The organism is Nocardia sp. NPDC004168 (genome assembly GCF_040610355.1).
In the GTDB taxonomy this organism is placed as follows: domain Bacteria; phylum Actinomycetota; class Actinomycetes; order Mycobacteriales; family Mycobacteriaceae; genus Nocardia; species Nocardia sichangensis.
On the sequence record NZ_JBEXME010000008.1, the window covers coordinates 1 to 17,793 of the forward strand.

Genomic DNA, 17,793 nt, shown 5'->3' on the forward strand with positions numbered 1-17,793 from the left:
GCCCCGGCGCTGCGCGCGCCCGCGCCGGTGTGGCCGCGCCCCCCGCCACGGCGACGAAGGAGCAAGCGGCGGTCGCGCAAACGCGAGCCATAAGGGGCCGCGAACACGCGGCGCCGCAGGCGCCGCAATTAGACACAGCTCACTACGACAGCCTGTAGTGCATCCGGCAGAATGGGCGCATGGGCAATGTCTTCGACCTGAGCACGGTGGCCAAGCGGTTTCGTTTCATCGCGGTGCTCGAGGCGATCTCCTGGCTGCTGCTGATCATCGGCATGGTGTTCAAGCGGATTCCGGAGCCGGTGCTGTGGCCGGTCAAGGTGTTCGGCATGACGCACGGCATCGTGTTCGTGCTGTTCGTCATCACCGCGATCGTGGCGGCGCGCGAGCTGGGCTGGAACGTCAAGACCACCGTCCTCGCGCTGCTGTCGAGCATTCCGCCGTTCTGCACGGTGCTGTTCGAGGTCTGGGCGGTGCGCACGGGGCGGTTGGGTGAGCTGAGCAACGCCGGTTCGGTCGAGTCCGGGGCGCCCGCATCCGCCACGTCGTGACAAACTGGAGGTCGTGAATCGACCAGCCGCACGCCGTCCTTCGCCCGCTGTCGCCGCCGCCATGTCCGGCGCGGTCGATCTGTCCAGCCTGAAGCAGCCCGCCGGTGGCGGGGGCGCTCCGGCCGGTGGCGACTACGCGGTATCCGAGGCCGATTTCGAGACCAAGGTGCTGCGTCGTTCGATGCAGGTGCCGGTGGTGGTCGTGCTGTACTCGCAGCGCAGTCCGGGCAGCGTCGAACTGGTGCGAACGCTGGAGCGACTGGTGGCCGCCGACGGCGGCAGCTGGGACCTGGCGATCGTCGAGGCCGAGGCCAACATGCGCATCGCGCAGGCGCTGCGGGTGCAGGGCATCCCGACGGTCATCGCGATCGCGGCAGGGCAGCCGCTGGCCGATTTCGAGGGCGCCCAGCCGGAGCCGCAGGTGCGGCAGTGGCTGAACGCCGTGGTCGACGCGGTTGCGGGCAAGCTGGAGGGTGGCGGGGAGCCGCAGCCGCAGGCCGAGGACCCGCGTTTCGCGGCGGCCGAGGCGGCGCTCGAGCACGGTGACCTGGCCGGCGCCGAGGCGGCGTACCAGGCGATTCTCGACGCGGAGCCGACGAACGACGAAGCCAAGGGCGCGCTGCGTCAGCTGCGCTTCCTCGCGCGGGCCCAGGAGCTGCCGGAGTCGGCGATCGAGGATGCCGATGCCGACCCGTCGAACGTCGATGCCGCGATTCGCGCCGCCGATCTCGAATTGTTCCAGCAGCGGCCCGAAGCGGCCTTCGATCGGCTGATCGGCGTCGTCAAGCGCACTTCCGGCGACGAGCGCACCAAGGCGCGCACCCGCCTGCTCGAGCTGTTCGAGCTGTTCGATCAGGCCGAGCCGTTCGTCGTGGCCGCGCGCCGCAAGCTGGCCGCGGCGCTGTACTGAGCCGCCGCGCGGGGCGGTCCGCGAACCAGCCGGCCGCGTCACCGCCCCTGGTTGCGCCCAGGCGTCGGGTATCCGATCCGGGGCGGTGTTGTGACCGACCTGCGCTACCGGTCGCGATGACCATCGGTCGCCGCTCATAGGGGGCGTCCGCCGAGTCTGCTCTGGATTCGCGCATCGGACTCGGGTCTCGCACCGAGGCGTCAGCTGCTCACCTGAGTCCGTGCTTCGGGGACCGGCGCACGTCGGGGTCGGGCAGGGCTCGGTTCGCCGGGCGACTCGTCAGGCGGGGCGCAGCCAGACCGCGCCGTGGGGTGCGAGCGTCACGGTGGCCGAGGCGGGACGGTCGTGCCACGGCTCGGCGCTCGCCGTCACCTCGCCCAAGTTGCCGAGACCGGAGCCGCCGTAGTCCGCGGCGTCGCTGTTGAGGATCTCCAGCCATGAGCCCGCGTGCGGCAGGCCGATCCGGTACGCGTCGTGCGCCGACCCGGAGAAGTTGTAGACGCAGGCGACAACGGAGCCGTCGGAGCCGTAGCGCAGGAACGCCAGCACGTTGTTCGCGCGGTCGTCCGCCTCGATCCAGGCGTAGCCACCGGGTGTGGTGTCCTGGCTCCACAGGGCGGGGTGGGCGCGGTAGACGGCGTTCAGGTCACGCACCAGCGTGGTGATGCCTTGGTGCAGCGGGTTGTCCCGTTCGTGCCAGTCCAGACCGCGATCGTGTGACCACTCCCGGAACTGGCCGAAATCCTGGCCCATGAACAGCAGTTGTTTACCCGGGTGGGCCCACATGTAGGCCAGCAGCGCCCGCACGCCCGCGGCTTTGGCGAAATCGTCGCCCGGCATTCTGGTCCACAGCGTGCCTTTGCCGTGCACGACCTCGTCGTGGCTGATCGGCAGCACGTAGTTCTCGCTCCAGGCGTAGACCAGTGAGAAGGTGATCTCGTTGTGGTGCCAGGAGCGGTGCACCGGGTCGCGGCCGAGGAACCCGAGGGTGTCGTGCATCCAGCCCATGTTCCATTTCATGGTGAAGCCGAGACCGCCGACGTCGATGCCACGGGTGACGCCGGGCCAGGTGGTGGACTCCTCTGCGATCGTCACGACGCCGGGGTGATGCCGATGCAGCGTCTCGTTGAGGTCCTGCAGGAAGTCGACGGCCTCCAGGTTTTCCCGGCCGCCGTGCACGTTGGGCTCCCACTGGCCTTCGGCGCGGGAGTAGTCCAGGTAGAGCATGGAGGCGACCGCGTCGACGCGCAGGCCGTCGATGTGGAATTCCTCGACCCAGTAGCGAGCGTTGGCGATGAGGAAGTTGCGTACTTCGTGCCTGCCGAAGTCGAACACGTAAGTGCCCCAGTCGAGTTGCTCGCCCCGGCGCGGGTCGGCGTGCTCGTAGAGCGGAGTGCCGTCGAATCGGGCCAGCGCCCACTCGTCGCGCGGGAAGTGGGCGGGGACCCAGTCCAGCAGGACGCCGATGCCCGCCGCGTGCATGCGGTCGACGAACGCTCGGAAGTCGTCCGGGAAACCGAATCGCGCCGTCGGCGCGTAGTAGGAGGTGACCTGGTAGCCCCACGAGCCGCCGAACGGATGCTCGGCGATGGGGAGCAGCTCGATGTGGGTGTATCCGGTCGCCCGCACGTACTCGGCGAGTTGGTCGGCCAGTTCGCGGTAGCCGAGGCCGGGCCGCCAGGAACCGAGATGCACCTCGTAGACGCTCATCGGGGCGCGGGTGGGATCGGTGGCCGCGCGCTGCCCGAGCCAGGCGCTGTCCTGCCACACGTAATGGCTTTCGGTGACCACCGACGCCGTGGCCGGTGGTAGTTCGGTGGCGAATGCCAGCGGGTCGGCGTGATCGACGGTCCGCCCGTCGGCGCCGTGCACGCGGTATTTGTACTTGGCGCCCGGCCCGACACCCGGGATGAAGACTTCCCAGATCCCGGACGACCCCAGCGCGCGCATGGGCGCGGTGGTGCCGCTCCAGCCGTCGAAGTCCCCGATCACGGTGACGCCGCGCGCGTTCGGCGCCCATACCGCGAACGACGTGCCCGCGACGTCACCGTCGAGGGTGCTGTAGCGGCGCGGGTGCGCCCCGAGCACGTCCCACAGGCGTTCGTGGCGGCCTTCGCCGATCAGGTGCAGGTCGAGTTCGCCGAGCGTGGGCAGGAAGCGGTAGCCGTCGGCGCCGATGACGGTCTGGCCGCCGGGGTAGGTCGTCACGACGCGATAGTCATCGATCTCCGGGTACGGCAGCACCGCGGCGAATACGCCGTGGCCCACGGACTTCAGCACGTGGTCGTCGCCGCCGACCCGCACCGACACGGTTTCGGCGTGCGGGCGCAGCACCCGCACGGCGGTGCCGTCCGGATGGGGGTGTGCGCCGAGCACGGTGTGCGGGTCGGTATGGGTGCCCGCCGCGAGCAGCATGAGGTCGCGACGTTTCATCGCAGCGTCCTGCGGTAGGACAGCTCGGTGCGAGCCTGCTGGGACACCGGGGGCAGGGCGATGATGTGCGCCACGGCCCGCGCGGGGTCCAATCGCACGTAATTGGTTTGGGCCCAGTGGTATTCCTCGCCGCTGACCTCGTCGTACACCACCGGGTGGTCGTGCCACTCGCGGCCGATCGCGGGCAGGTCGAGCGAGAGCATGCCCCATTCGGCGCCGAAAGGATTGAGATTCACCACGACCAGCACCGCGTCGCCACTTGCGGGATCGAGCTTGGAATAGGCGATCAGCGCGTCGTTGTCCACGTGGTGGAAATGCAGGCAGCGCAGCTGTTGCAAGGCGGGGTGGGCCCGGCGGATCTCGTTGAGCCGAGTGAGCCAGGGTTCCAGCGATTCTCCGCGCGCCAGCGCCTCGGCGAACGGGCGCGGGCGCAGCTCGTATTTCTCCGAATCGAGGTACTCCTCGCTGTCCGGGCGCACCGCCTGATGCTCGAACAGCTCGAAGCCGGAGTAGACGCCCCAGGTGGGCGCGAGGGTGGCGGCCAGGACGGCGCGGATGGCGAACATGCCAGGCCCGCCGTGCTGGAGGCTCTCGTGCAGGATGTCCGGGGTGTTCACGAAGAGGTTCGGGCGGGCCTCGTCGGCCTTCGCGGCCAATTCGTTGCCGAACTCGGTCAGCTCCCATTTGGCCACGCGCCAGGTGAAATACGTGTAGGACTGGCTGAATCCGCGCCGGGCGAGCCCGTAGAGCCGGGCGGGGCGGGTGAACGCCTCGGACAGGAAGATGACGTCCGGGTCGGTGCGCCACACGTTCGCGATCAGCCACTCCCAGAAGTCGGCGGGCTTGGTGTGCGGATTGTCGACGCGGAAGATGTTGACGCCCAAGCCGATCCAGTGTTTGACGACGCGCAGCACTTCGGCGTAGAGGCCGTCGGGGTCGTTGTCGAAGTTGACCGGATAGATGTCCTGGTACTTCTTCGGCGGGTTCTCGGCGTAGGCGATGGTGTTGTCGGGCAAGGTGGTGAACCACTCGGGGTGCGCCTCGACCCACGGATGATCCGGCGCGCATTGCAAGGCGAGGTCGAGCGCGACCTCGAGGCCCAGTTCCCGCGCCGCCCTGACGAACTCGGCGAAATCGGCTTCGGTGCCCAATTCCGGATGCACGGCGTCGTGACCGCCGTGCCGCGAGCCGATGGCCCACGGCGAGCCGACGTCGCCGGACTCCGCCGTGAGCGCGTTGTTGCGGCCCTTGCGGTTGACCTCGCCGATCGGGTGGATCGGCGGCAGGTACACCACGTCGAAGCCCATGGCGGCGATGCGCGGAAGGTCCTTGGCCGCGGTGACGAAGGTGCCGTGAACCGGCTCGCCGGTGGCGTCGCGGCCGCCGGTCGAGCGCGGAAAGAACTCGTACCAGGAGCCGTAGAGCGCGCGGTGCCGCTCGACCAGGACGGTGTGCTGCGGCCCGCGGGTGACCAGGTCGCGCAGCGGCGTGGCGCGCAGGATCCCGGCGACCTCCTCGGTGAAGGCCGGGGCCACCCGTGCGGGGAGTTGCTCGTCACCGCGCAGCGCGGCGGCGACCGCGCGCAAGCGCTCGAACTGTTTCTTCGGGACGGCCTGCGCCGCGCGGTCGAACAGGCGGGCGCCCAGCTCGAGATCGTTGGCCAGATCGACGGCGCTCTGCCCGACGGCAAGCTTCGCCTCGATCGCCGACCGCCAGGTCGCGATCGGATCGCTCCAGCCTTCGATCCGGTAGGTCCAGGCTCCCGGCGTGTTCGGTGTGAAGGTCGCGTTGAAGACGTCGGGCTCGTAGTCCGGCGTCATGCGGACGCGGGTGGGTCGCGACGCGCCGGGGGCGCGCACGACGAGTGTGGCGGCGACGGCGTCGTGCCCCTCGCGCCAAACCACGGTGCGCACCGGGAATACCTCGCCGACCACCGCCTTGGCGGGCCGGCCGCCTGGGATGGACGGGGCAGTGTCATCGATAGCGATGCGGCCGGTCACGGACCCCAACCTACCGGCAACCGGCCTTTCGGACCGGACCAGCCGATTTTTCGTGCCCGGTTCCTGGCCTCTCACGGTGGCGGGCCAGCTGGGCATTCGCCTCAGCGTGCGTCGGCGGCGAGGCCCAGGCCGAGCGCGACCAGCACCGCGCCGAGCGCACGCTCTACCCGCTGCCGGATACCGGTGCGGCGCAACCAGGCGCCCGCGCGGTCGGCGGCCATGACCACGCCGACGCACCACGCGGTGTCGATCACCAACTGGATCAGCGCCAGGATCACCATCGTGGGCAGCACCGGCCCCTCGGACGGAAGGAATTGGGGAAGGATTGTCAATCCGAAAATCGCCGCCTTGGGGTTGGCCGCGATCGAGATCAGCGAGGCGCGGAACGCGGCGGCGGGCGTGTGACCCGCCGGGAGCATCCTCGTCATCGCGCTGCCGAACTCCTCGCTACCACGGGCATTCCGCCACGCCTGCACGCCGAACCAGATCAGGACCAGCGCGCCGATGACGTGCACGGCCGTGTTCATGGCGCGGTTCGCGACGAGTAGGACGGACAGTCCCGCCCCGCCCGCCAGCGTCCAGCCGAGTACGCCGATCTCGTTCCCGGCCACCGCCGCCAGGCCCGCGGTGCGGCCGTCCCGCACCGCGCGCTGCAGGAACAGTGCGGTCGCAGGCCCGGGCAGCGCGGCGATGAGCAGGCAGGCCGGAAGGAATTGCGGAAGAACGTCGACCCAGTGCGGCATCAGCCGATGCTGTCATCCCGGTCCTGCTCGGGCTACCGATTTTCCCGCTTTCGGAAGCGAGGTGCCCGGGTGGCCACAGACGGGGCTCGCTCGTCCACTGGGTGGCCACCCGGGCGCTCAACTCGACATGCCCGAACCGTCGATCAGGGCATGACCATGCACGCGAAGCCGAGGTTCATCCCGTTGCCCACCGTCATCACCGGTGAAGTCCAAGCGGGCGTGGCGCCTTGTGTCGCGGAAATGGTGTGTTGCCCGGTCGCCTCGGGGATCCAGACCGTGGTGGCCTGGCTGCCGACCACCGGTGCGGGGTTCGGTGAGAAGGTGCCCCCGGCACTGTCGGCGAACTGAACCGATTCGGTCGAGGGATTGTTGTCCACCGTCGCCGTCACCCGGTACTGGCAGTTGGTTCCGTAGTTTCCGAAGCCGAAACTGGTGCCTTGGGCCGGGCTTGCGGTCGCCGTCGTGACCGCCGCGCCGGCGGCGGGTGCGACGAGAACGAATGCCGCCGCGAGCGCTCCGAACCCTGTGATCGCTGCTCCAGCGCGCGACCAGCGCCGATCGCGGGCGCGATTTGGGTGTGCTGTCATCCACATCTCGATCACTCCCGTACTGATTCGGTTGGTGCGGCCGGTTGGTCCGCACAGCTTGTGGGTTTGCCCCGCGTTCCGGAGTTCACAAGCGAGCGCGGGTCTCGATCGGGTAGCGGGCACGGGGGTGCCGGTGTGCGGCGTGTGGCCGTTCCGTGACGATGAAGAGCGTTATGCTGCCGGGAAACACGCTGGTCGGAAGGTTGTTCCTGGCCGTGGTCGGGCAGGGCGCCTCCCGCGGTCGGCGTGTAGGTTCTACCCAATGAAGGCATTGCGTCGTTTCACCGTCCGTGCCCATCTGCCCGAGCGCCTGGCCGCCCTGGGGGAGCTCGCCACGAATCTGCGCTGGTCGTGGCATCCGCCGACGCAGGACCTGTTCGCCGCGCTCGATCCCCAGCGGTGGCAGGAGATGGGGCACGACCCGGTCCGGATGCTGGGCGAGGTGCCCGCGGCGCGGCTGGACGAGCTTGCCGCCGACCCCGGCTACGTCGCGCGTGTGGACTCCGCGGCGGCGGACCTGCGCGAGTACTTGGCCGCGCCGGGGTGGTTCCAGCGCCGGGCGGGCGAGGAAGGGGTGCGGGGCATCGCCTACTTCTCGATGGAGTTCGGCGTCACCGAGGTGTTGCCGAATTATTCGGGCGGCCTTGGCATTTTGGCCGGAGACCACCTGAAGGCCGCCTCCGACCTCGGCCTGCCGCTGATCGGCGTGGGATTGCTGTACCGCTCGGGCTACTTCCGGCAGTCGCTGACGACGGACGGCTGGCAAGCCGAGCACTATCCGGCGCTGGATCCGCAGGGCTTGCCGCTGCGGGCGCTCACCTCCGGCGGTTCGCCCGTGCTCATCCACGTCGCGATGCCCGACCGCAGGGTGCTGCGTGCTCGGGTGTGGATCGCGCAGGTCGGCCGGGTTCCGCTGCTGCTGCTCGACTCCGACATCGCCGAGAACGACCCGGAGTTGCGTGCGGTGACCGACCGGCTCTATGGAGGTGACCAGGAGCATCGCATCCGTCAGGAGATTCTCGCTGGCATCGGCGGTGTGCGGGCGGTGCGCGCGTACACCGCGTCCGCCGGACTGCCCGATCCCGATGTGTTCCACATGAACGAGGGTCACGCGGGTTTCCTCGGCGTGGAGCGAATCCGCGAATTCGTCGCGGCCGGGCAGGATTTCGATTCCGCGCTCGCCGCCGTTCGGGCGGGCACGGTGTTCACCACGCATACTCCGGTCCCGGCGGGCATCGACCGGTTCCCCATGCCGATGGTGCGGCGTTATTTCGGCGGCGCGCACGGGGAATCCGAATCCGCTCTGCTGCCGGGGCTTTCGGTGGACCGGATCGTGGCTCTCGGCCGGGAGGCCGATCCGTCGGTCTTCAACATGGCGCACATGGGCTTGCGCCTGGCGCAGCGCGCCAACGGCGTGTCGAAGCTGCACGGCGAGGTGAGCCGGTCCATGTTCGCCTCGCTGTGGCCGGGCTTCGACCCGGCCGAGGTGCCGATCGGTTCGGTCACCAACGGTGTGCACGCCACCACCTGGGCCGCGCGCGAGTGGGTGGACAAGGCGCGCGAACACATCGGCGCGGAGCTGGTCGAGGAGGGGCGCGGCTGGGAACGGCTGCGCGACGTCGATCTCACCGAGTTGTGGTCGACCCGCAACACCCTGCGCGGCATCCTCGTCGAGGAGGTGCGCCGCAGGCTGCGCGTGTCCTGGTTGCAGCGTGGCGCCGCGGAGGCCGAACTCGGCTGGGTGAACGGCGTTTTCGACCCCGATGTGCTGACCGTCGGGTTCGCCCGGCGAGTGCCGACCTACAAGCGCCTCACCCTGATGCTGCGCGATCCGCAGCGGCTGCGCGCCCTGCTGCTGGATCCGCGGCGGCCGATGCAACTGGTCGTCGCGGGTAAGAGTCATCCGGCCGACGACGGCGGCAAGGCGCTGATCCAGCAGGTGGTCCGCTTCGCCGACGATCCCGAGGTGCGGCACCGGATCGTCTTCCTGCCCGACTACGACATATCAATGGCTCGCTACCTGTACTGGGGCTGCGACGTCTGGCTGAACAATCCGCTGCGCCCGCTCGAGGCCTGCGGCACCTCCGGCATGAAATCCGCGCTGAACGGCGGGCTCAATCTCTCCATCCGCGACGGCTGGTGGGACGAGATGTACGACGGCGAGAACGGGTGGGCCATTCCGACCGCGGAGGGCGTCCGGGACGAGCACCGCCGCGACGATCTGGAGGCCGCCGCGCTCTACGACTTGTTCGAGCGTGCGGTGGCGCCGCGTTTCTACGAGCGCGACGCGTCCGGGATGCCGGTGCGCTGGGTCGAGATGGTTCGCCACACGTTGCAGACCTTGGGGCCGAAGGTGCTGGCTTCCCGGATGGTCCGCGACTACGCGGTGGAGTACTACGCTCCCGCCGCCGCGGCGTCGCAGCGGGCGACGGCCGACGATTTCGCGGTGGCGCGCGCCATCGCCGAGTACCGCCACCGGGTCGAGTCGGCGTGGCCCTCGGTCAAGGTGATCCAGGTGGACAGTGCGGGGCTGCCGGACACGCCGGTGATCGGGGCGCGGCTGTCGCTCACCGCGCGGGTCGAGCTCGGTGGCTTGAGCGTGCCGGACGTGGTGGTGCAGGCGGTGCTCGGCCGGGTCTCGTCGACCGACGATCTCTCCGACACCACGACGATCCCGATGACGCACGTCGGGTCCGACGCGGGCGCCGAGCTGTTCACCGTGGACACGCCGCTGCCGCTGTCCGGCGCGGTCGGGTACACCGTGCGGGTGCTGCCGCACAACGATCTGCTGGCCTCCGACGCCGAGTTCGGACTGGTCTCCGCTCCGAGCGCTTGACCCCGGTGGCGCCGGTCACGGTGGCGCCGCCGTGGGTGTCGCGGGCAGTGAACCGTCGGCTACCGTGCCCTTGGCCCGCCCCGAATCGTTCCTGTACTGGAGTCACCCATGGTCACCGACGTTCTGCACCGGACCCGAGGACGCCTCGACGGATACTTCGGGGTTCGCTCGACCGGCTCGACCGTGAAGCGCGAACTCATGGCGGGCACGGTCACGTTCCTCGCCATGTCGTACGTCCTCGCGGTCAACCCCGCCGTGCTCGGCGATCAGGGCGCGCTGGGTGACAAAGGCATCCCGATGCAGGCGGTGTTCACCGCGACCGCTGTCGCCGCGGTATTCGGCACGCTGGTCATGGGGCTGTGGGCGCGATATCCGATCGCGCTCGCGCCGGGCATGGGACTCAACGCCTTCTTCGCCTACACGGTGGTGCTCGGCATGGGGATTCCCTGGCAGGTCGCGCTGTCGGGCACGTTCCTGTCCGGCGCCATCTTCTTCGTCCTGGCGGTGACGCGGATTCGCGAACGCATCCTCAACGCGATCCCGATGCAATTGAAGCTCGCCGTTGGCGCCGGCATCGGACTGTTCGTCGCCTTCCTCGGCTTGAAGAACGCCGGGATCGTGGTGAACAGCGAGGCGACGCTGGTCACCCTGGGCGACTTCACCAAGGGCACCACCTTGCTCGCGCTGTTCGGGTTGCTGGTGACCGTGGTGTTCCTCGTGCGCGGCTGGCACGGCGCCGTGCTCTACGGCATCGTCCTGACCACCCTCGTCGGCATCGTCAGCGGCTTGGTCGCGCTCCCCAAGGGCTTGTTCGCCGCGCCGCATGGGCTCGAGCATACCTTCGGTCAGGCGATCGTCCATCTGCCCGACGCGTTCACCGGCCAGATGGTCGTGGTGGTGCTGACCATGCTGTTCGTCGACTTCTTCGACGCATCCGGCACGCTGATCGGCGTCGCGAACCAGGCCGGGCTGCTGGACGCGAACGGTAAGTTGCCGCGCGCGGCGAGCGCGCTGGCGGCGGACTCGGTGGGCACCATGGCGGGTGCGGTCATCGGCACCTCGACCACCACCGCCTACGTGGAATCGACCGCGGGCGTCTCGGCGGGCGGACGGACCGGGCTGACCGCCCTCACCACGGCGGGCTGGTTCTTCGTGGCCATGTTCTGTTTTCCGATCTTCGCGGTCGTCGCGGGCTCCAGCGAGGTGACCGCGCCCGCGCTCATTGTGGTCGGCATCCTGATGGCCCGATCGCTGGGGCAGATCGACTGGAACCGCCTGGAGTACTCGGTGCCCGCGTTCATCACCATTGTGATGATGCCGCTGACGTACTCGATCGCCAACGGCCTGGCCATGGGGATGCTGCTGTACCCGGTGGTCATGGCGGCCAAGGGCCGCGTCAAGGATGTGCATCCGGCGATGTGGGCACTGATGCTGGTGTTCCTCGGCTACTTCTTCTTCCTCGCGGAATGACTTTCCGCTCGCCCGAGCGCTGAACCATCCTTCCCGCCCGACCGTGGAATAGACCGAGAGGTTGGGTAGTTGCCCCCGTTCGTGCGATAATCGGACCGCAGTCCGCTTTCTTCGCCGAAGTAACGATCATGTCCGGGAACGACAGCGCAGGGATGAGGACCACCATGACGATCAAATCCGTACTCGACAGAACCGGAACCGATTCCGAGCTGGACCGAATCGCCCCCGACATCGGCCTGCTGGTCGTGCGAGTCGTCTTCGGCGGCCTGCTCGCGGCGCACGGCGCGCAGAAGCTGTTCGGCTGGTGGGGCGGGCCCGGTCTGCAAGCCAACGCCGACGGCTTCGAGAAGATGGGCTACAACCCGGGCAAGGTATTCGGGACGCTGGCGGGGTTGAGCGAATTAACCGGCGGCCTCCTCTTGCTGCTCGGTCTGCTGACGCCGCTGGCCGGAGCGATCGTGCTGGGCACGATGATCAACGCGATCAACGCCACCTGGGCCGGTGGCCTGCTGGGCGGTTACGAGATGGGTCTGCTGTTCGCGGTGGTCGGCGCGGCGCTGCCCTTCACCGGGCCGGGTAAGTTCTCGTTGGACGCCGGGCGTCCGTGGGAGCGACACGGATTCGTGTGGGGTGTGGGAGCGCTGATCCTCGCCGTCGCCGCGGGCGTGCTCACGCTGATCCTGAAGTGGGTGCTCTGAGCCTGCGGCGCAGACGGATTCGCGGCGCTCGCGTTGCCGGCCACGCTGTTCGAGGTGGCGTGGTGGCCGTGCGCCGTTGTCACACCTTCGCCGCGGCGGCCAGCCTGCTCAGTGCTTTGACCACGACCTCAGGGTCGGCCGTCTCCCAGTACGGCGGTAGCGACGCGCGCAGGTATCCGCCATAGCGAGCGGTCGCGAGGCGGGAATCCAGGATGGCCACCACACCGCGATCGTCGACGCTGCGCAGCAGGCGGCCGGTGCCCTGCGCGAGCAGCAGAGCCGCGTGGTTGGCGGCCACGGTCATGAAGCCATTGCCGCCACGCATCTCCACGGCGCGTTGCCTAGCCGCCAGCAGCGGATCGTCCGGGCGGGGAAAAGGGATGCGGTCGAGGATCACCAGACTCAGCGACGGTCCAGGCACGTCGACGCCCTGCCACAGCGACAGCGTGCCGAACAGGGAGGTCTCCGGGTCGTCGGCGAACTTGCGGACCAACGCGCCCGTCGCGTCCTCGCCCTGGCACAGCACCGGTGTGTGCAACCGTTCGCGGAGTGCGTCGGTGGCCGCGCGGGCGGCGCGCATCGAGGAGAACAAGCCGAGGGTGCGTCCGCCCGCGGCCGTGATCAGTCGCTCGATCTCGTCCAGGTAGGCAGGTGCGAGCCCGTCGCGGCCCGGCGCGGGCAGGTGTTTGGCGACGTAGAGGATGCCGGACTTGGCATGGTCGAACGGTGACCCGACATCGAGCGAACTCCAGCGCACGCTGTCGGCGTCCGACGGCGCCTGCGCCCCGTTCGCGGTGGCCGGGTCGGTGCGATTGCCCGACTGCGCGGGCAGGCCCCAGGTGACCGCGAGGCCGTCGAACGAGCCGCCGATCTGCAACGTGGCGGAGGTGAGCACGACGGTCGCTGCGCCGAAGAGCCTGCTGCGCAGCAGCCCGCCCACCGACAGCGGCGCCATCCGCAGCGACCGGCGCACGACGCCCCGGATCTCGTCGGCGGCCAGCCAGATGACGTCGCGGCGGGCGGCGGGATCGGGCTCGTCGAACGCCGTCAGCGCGCGGACCGCGCTGTCGTGCACCTCGTCGAGCGCGGCCAAGGCCATGGTGCGGGCGGCGGAACTCTCCGGATCGCCCTGCGCGGTGGTGCTGCCAGGGGGCGCGAGCGCGGTGCGCGCATTCCACGCGCCGTCGCGGACCAGGGCAAGTACCGGGGCCACGCCGTCGGGCAGGGTGTCCCATCTGGCGGCGGGCAGCTCGTCCAGCACGGTGTGCCAGGCCTCTGCGGCGCCCTCCAAGCGGTCGACCTCCTGCTCGTCGATGAGCTTGGCGCAACGCCGGGCCGCCGCGCTGATCGCGGCGGAGGTCAGTTCGGCGGTGGCCACGCCGGTGACCCGGTCGACCAGCTCATGCGCCTCATCGATGACCACGACGTCGTGTTCGGGGAGCACCTGGATGCCGCTGATCGCGTCGATGGCCAGCAGCGCGTGGTTGGTCACCACCACGTCGGCCTGCGCCGACTCGGTTCTGGCGCGTTCGGCGAAGCAATCCTGGCCGAAGGAGCAACGCGACTTGCCCAGGCATTCCCGCGATGACACGCTCACCTGCCGCCAGGCCCGATCGCTCACGCCGGGAGCGAGTTCGTCGCGGTCGCCGGTGTCGGTGTCGGAGGCCCATTCGTTGAGCCGTTGCACTTCGCGACCGAGGCGCGAGATCGCGAACGCGTCGAACAACTCCGCTTCGGCGGGCTCGTCCGGTACGGCGCTGTTGATCTTGTTCAAGCACAGATAGTTGTTGCGGCCCTTGAGGATGGCGAACTTCGGCGTGCGTCCCAACGGGCCGCTGAGCGCCTCGGCCAAGCGCGGAAGGTCACGGTCGACCAGCTGACGTTGCAGCGCGATCGTGGCCGTGGAGACCACCACCGTGCGGCCGGTGCGCACGGCGTGGCGCAGGCTCGGCACCAGATACGCCAGCGACTTGCCGGTGCCCGTGCCCGCCTGCACGGCGAGATGCTCCTTGGTATCGATCGCGTGGTCCACCGCCGCGGCCATCGTCACCTGCCCGGCGCGCTCCTTGCCGCCCAGCGCGTGTACGGCGGTAGCCAGAAGATCGGATACGGGGGGCAGTTCGGGCACGCGAGCAGCCTACTCGGCGCCTCCGACAGGGCAGGGCGGTCGCGGAGACCGGACGGTCTATCGGGTGATGCCGCCTTCCAGGTCGACGCCGGCCCCGCGCATGCGGTCCAGCGCGAGGGCGACCGTTTCGGGTGCGACTCCCGCGGTGAGATCGAGCAGGACGCGGGTGTCGAAACCCTCGATGCGCGCGTCCAGCGCGGTGGCGCGCACGCAGTGATCGGTCGCGATGCCCACCACGTCGACGGCGTCGACGCCGCGGTCGTGCAGCCAGTCGGCCAGCCCGGTGCCGTCCTCGGTCGTGCCCTCGAACCCGGAGTAGGCCGCCGAGTACGCGCCCTTGGAGAAGACCGCATCGATGGGTTCGGTGGTCAGGGCGGGGTGGAAGTCGGCGCCCTGCGTGCCGACCCGGCAGTGCGGCGGCCAGCTGTCGATGTAGTCGGGCGCGTCGGAGAAATGCGCACCCGGATCGATGTGATGATCGCGGGTGGCCACGATCGCGCCGTAGTTCGCCGCCGCGAGGTGCTCACTGATCCGGGCCGCCACGGCGGCGCCGCCCGCGACCGCGAGCGAACCGCCCTCGCAGAAATCGTTCTGGACGTCGACGATGATCAGTGCCCGGGTCATGGCGACCTCCCGCGATGTGGCTGAACAACTGTTTCAGATTCTGCCGCTCGGTCGGACGCTCGTTCAGCCGACTCGCGGGAAATTCACATGCGCGCGATGTAAACGCGGCCTGCGCCCACGGTGATTACCGGGTGCCCCTTTCGTCGGCGGCCGGATGCGCCGCCCTCCAGCACGGAGACCCTCATGAGCCCTGCCAAACTGTTCCGCAGCGTAATCGTCGCCACCACCGTGTTCCTGGCGGTCTTCTTCCTGCTCGGCTCCCGCCCCGCGGAGCCGTCGGCTTGGGTGTGGTTCGGGATCACCGGAGTGGTGTTCGCGCTGCTCTTCGCCGCCGGGCTGCGGCTGGTGACCCGCGTCGACGAGCGCAGGCGCTGACCTCAGACGAAGGTGGTCACCACGGCGGGTTCACCCGCCGACAGCTTGAGGCCCTCCCACGGCAGGCTGATCAGTCCGCGCGCGACCAGGTCGCGGCTCTCGGCGAGGGTGGGCAGGTCATCGACCTGCTTGCCCTCCCGGATCAAGGGGACCAGCAGCTCACGGGATCGGAAGCCGTTGCGGGGCGGCATCGGCCCCGCCGCCGGATAGACGATCTCCTCGACGATCGTGCCGGTGTCGCGGGCCAAGCGGAGCGCCTTCTTCGTACCGCCACGAGACTGCTTGTGACTGCTGCGTTTGGCGACCGGCACCCCTTCGACTTCGACCAGCTTGTAGACCATCCCGGCCGTCGGCGCGCCGGAGCCGGTGACCAGGGCCGTTCCGACACCGTAGACGTCGACCGGCTCGGCGCGCAGCGCGGCGATGGCGTACTCGTCGAGATCGCCGGAGACCACGATGCGGGTCTTGGTGGCCCCGAGCGCGTCGAGCTGGTCGCGCACCTGCCTGGCCAGGACACCGAGATCGCCGGAGTCGATCCGCACGCCGCCCAGCTCTGTTCCCGCGACCTCGATGGCCGTCGCGACGCCCCTGGTGATGTCGAAGGTGTCCACCAGCAGCGTCGTCCCGACTCCCAGCGTCTGCACCTGGCTGCGGAACGCTTCGGCCTCGTGCGCCCCGTCGGGGCCGCTGTGCAGCAGGACGAACGCGTGCGCGCTGGTGCCCGCCCCCGGGATCCCGTAGCGGCGCACCGCCTCCAAGTTCGAGGTGGCGTCGAAACCGGCGAGATACGCGGCGCGCGCGCAGTCCGCCGCGGCCAGCTCGTGGGTGCGCCGCGAGCCCATCTCGATCATCCGGCGGCCGCCCGCGGCGCTGACCATCCGTGCCGCGGCGGCCGCGATCGCGCTGTCGTGATTGAGAATCGAGAGGACCAGCGTCTCCAGCACGACGCATTCGGCGAAGCTGCCGCGCACCGAGAGGATCGGGGAGCCCGGGAAGTACAGCTCGCCCTCTGGGTAGCCGTCGATGTCGCCGGTGAATCGGTAGTCACGCAGCCAGTCCAACGTCCGCCGATCCGAGAACGAGGCGGCGACGGACAGTTCCGCATCGCCGAACCGGAACTGCCGCAGCGCGTCGAGCACCCGGCCGGTACCCCCGACCACGCCGTAGCGGCGACCGTTTGGCAAACGCCTAGCGAACACCTCGAAGGTGCACTGCCGATGCGCCGAACCATCGGCGAGCGCCGCGGCGAGCATGGTCAGTTCGTACTGGTCGGTCAGCAGTGCCGTGCTGGTCACGCCGTCACGCAGGTCCACGCTGTCACTGTAGACAGAACGGTCGGCTCACGCCGTCCGGCATCGGCCCGGTGAACCGGCGAAAACCCGAATCGGGGCTGCGTGGGTGTTGTTTATCCGGTGTCGAGTCGTACCCTTGACCCTATGGCCTTGTGCAACACAGTCCGGGGTGACGTCGTTGTGGACGCCGCGAACGCGACATTGTCGGCGGCACAGGCGACACCCGAAGCGGTGGAGTACACCGAGATCCTGGAGGCGGAGGACCGCCCGTGGGTGACCGTGGTCTGGGACGATCCGGTCAATCTCATGCACTACGTCACGTATATCTTCCAGAAGCTTTTCGGCTACAGCAAAGCGAAGGCGACCGAGCTGATGCTCAAGGTCCACAACGAGGGCAAGGCGGTGGTCTCGTCCGGTTCCCGCGACAAGATGGAACACGATGTCCAGCGGCTGCACGCCGCCGGACTTTGGGCCACCATGCAGCGGGACGACTGACCAGCGCGACTACCCTGACGCCGTGCGCAAGTGGAGCAGGAAGAACTCGCTGAGCGGTCTCAAACTGCGATCCGAAATGGACGCACGTGAGGCCAACGTGCTTCGGTCCCTGGTCGGTGCGGTCTCCGGACTGCTCACCGAGCGCGCCGGGTCGGCGCCCGACGACGACTTGGCCGCCCTCACCGGACTGCGATCCGGCAACACCGTCCCGCCGGAGGATCCGCGGCTGCGCAGACTGCTGCCGGACTTCCACCGCAACGAGCCCGGCTCGCCGGACGCCGAACGCGCCGACCTCAACAGCGCGCTGCGCGGTCTGCACGAGCCCGACATCATCGACGCCAAGCTGGCGGCGGGCTCGGTCGTGCTGGACACCGTGCCGAGCGCGGGCGGCAAGATCGTCATCACCCCCGAGCAGGCCGACGCGTGGTTGACCGCGCTCACCGACGTGCGGCTGGCGCTGGGCACGGTGCTGAACATCGATGCCGACACGCCCGACCATCTCGATCCCGACGATCCGCGCGCCCCGCACCTGGACGTGTACCACTGGCTGACCTGGATGCAGGACTCGCTGCTCCAGGCGCTGGCTCCCTGACCGGCCGCGCTGCGATGATCGGCGCGAACCGACCAGCAGTCCCGCGCCGTGAGGAGTACCGA

General features: G+C 69.4%; 15 protein-coding genes. 8 read left to right on the forward strand and 7 right to left on the reverse strand.

The window, feature by feature from the left end:
- The first annotated feature begins 179 nt into the window (after positions 1-179).
- Complete coding sequence (locus ABZW96_RS17010; RefSeq protein WP_355075568.1) at positions 180-548, forward strand: DUF3817 domain-containing protein; 369 nt, start codon at positions 180-182, stop codon at positions 546-548.
- 61 nt (positions 549-609) lie between these two features.
- A complete protein-coding gene (locus ABZW96_RS17015) occupies positions 610-1,458 on the forward strand; it encodes a tetratricopeptide repeat protein (protein ID WP_355075969.1) in 849 nt (282 codons plus the stop codon).
- 279 nt (positions 1,459-1,737) lie between these two features.
- Here ABZW96_RS17015 and glgB read toward each other — a convergent pair whose 3' ends face one another.
- The 4 genes from glgB to ABZW96_RS17035 form a co-directional block, all read right to left on the reverse strand.
- Positions 1,738-3,891 (reverse strand): 1,4-alpha-glucan branching protein GlgB, encoded by a 2,154-nt coding sequence (gene glgB / locus ABZW96_RS17020; RefSeq protein WP_355075569.1) that lies wholly within the window; start codon positions 3,889-3,891, stop codon positions 1,738-1,740.
- Positions 3,888-5,891, reverse strand: coding sequence for an alpha-1,4-glucan--maltose-1-phosphate maltosyltransferase (locus ABZW96_RS17025; RefSeq protein ID WP_355075571.1), 2,004 nt, complete (start codon positions 5,889-5,891; stop codon positions 3,888-3,890). Before ABZW96_RS17025 ends, glgB begins: the two co-directional genes overlap by 4 nt.
- A gap of 101 nt (positions 5,892-5,992) precedes the next feature.
- Complete coding sequence (locus ABZW96_RS17030; RefSeq protein WP_355075573.1) at positions 5,993-6,634, reverse strand: LysE family translocator; 642 nt, start codon at positions 6,632-6,634, stop codon at positions 5,993-5,995.
- A 143-nt stretch (positions 6,635-6,777) separates the two neighbouring features.
- Positions 6,778-7,221, reverse strand: coding sequence for a hypothetical protein (locus ABZW96_RS17035; RefSeq protein ID WP_355075574.1), 444 nt, complete (start codon positions 7,219-7,221; stop codon positions 6,778-6,780).
- 262 nt (positions 7,222-7,483) lie between these two features.
- Here ABZW96_RS17035 and glgP point away from each other — a divergent pair, with 262 nt between their 5' ends.
- The 3 genes from glgP (at position 7,484) to ABZW96_RS17050 (ending at position 12,225) form a co-directional block, all read left to right on the forward strand.
- Entirely contained in the window at positions 7,484-10,057 is a 2,574-nt protein-coding gene (gene glgP, locus ABZW96_RS17040; RefSeq protein ID WP_355075576.1) for an alpha-glucan family phosphorylase, read from the forward strand.
- A 108-nt stretch (positions 10,058-10,165) separates the two neighbouring features.
- On the forward strand, positions 10,166-11,527 hold the full coding sequence (locus ABZW96_RS17045) for an NCS2 family permease (RefSeq protein WP_355075577.1): 1,362 nt from the start codon (positions 10,166-10,168) through the stop codon (positions 11,525-11,527).
- Between the two features lie 164 nt (positions 11,528-11,691).
- Positions 11,692-12,225, forward strand: a complete 534-nt coding sequence (locus ABZW96_RS17050; protein WP_355075579.1) for a DoxX family protein — start codon at positions 11,692-11,694, stop codon at positions 12,223-12,225.
- Positions 12,226-12,304: 79 nt separating this feature from the next.
- On the opposite strand, the gene ABZW96_RS17055 is transcribed toward ABZW96_RS17050, so the two are convergent.
- Together ABZW96_RS17055 and ABZW96_RS17060 are read right to left on the reverse strand one after the other, a co-directional pair.
- Positions 12,305-14,353: an ATP-dependent DNA helicase gene (locus tag ABZW96_RS17055; RefSeq protein WP_355075581.1), complete on the reverse strand. Its 2,049-nt coding sequence runs from the start codon at positions 14,351-14,353 to the stop codon at positions 12,305-12,307.
- 57 nt (positions 14,354-14,410) lie between these two features.
- On the reverse strand, positions 14,411-14,977 hold the full coding sequence (locus ABZW96_RS17060) for an isochorismatase family protein (protein ID WP_355075583.1): 567 nt from the start codon (positions 14,975-14,977) through the stop codon (positions 14,411-14,413).
- Between the two features lie 183 nt (positions 14,978-15,160).
- On the opposite strand from ABZW96_RS17060, the gene ABZW96_RS17065 reads away from it, so the two are divergent.
- Complete coding sequence (locus tag ABZW96_RS17065; RefSeq protein WP_355075585.1) at positions 15,161-15,352, forward strand: hypothetical protein; 192 nt, start codon at positions 15,161-15,163, stop codon at positions 15,350-15,352.
- A gap of 2 nt (positions 15,353-15,354) precedes the next feature.
- On the opposite strand, the gene ABZW96_RS17070 is transcribed toward ABZW96_RS17065, so the two are convergent.
- Positions 15,355-16,665, reverse strand: a complete 1,311-nt coding sequence (locus ABZW96_RS17070; protein ID WP_355075587.1) for a nicotinate phosphoribosyltransferase — start codon at positions 16,663-16,665, stop codon at positions 15,355-15,357.
- Positions 16,666-16,788: 123 nt separating this feature from the next.
- Here ABZW96_RS17070 and clpS point away from each other — a divergent pair, with 123 nt between their 5' ends.
- Positions 16,789-17,139: an ATP-dependent Clp protease adapter ClpS gene (gene clpS / locus ABZW96_RS17075; protein ID WP_039796380.1), complete on the forward strand. Its 351-nt coding sequence runs from the start codon at positions 16,789-16,791 to the stop codon at positions 17,137-17,139.
- A gap of 22 nt (positions 17,140-17,161) precedes the next feature.
- Complete coding sequence (locus ABZW96_RS17080; protein WP_355075589.1) at positions 17,162-17,731, forward strand: DUF2017 domain-containing protein; 570 nt, start codon at positions 17,162-17,164, stop codon at positions 17,729-17,731.
- The last annotated feature ends 62 nt before the right edge of the window (positions 17,732-17,793 follow it).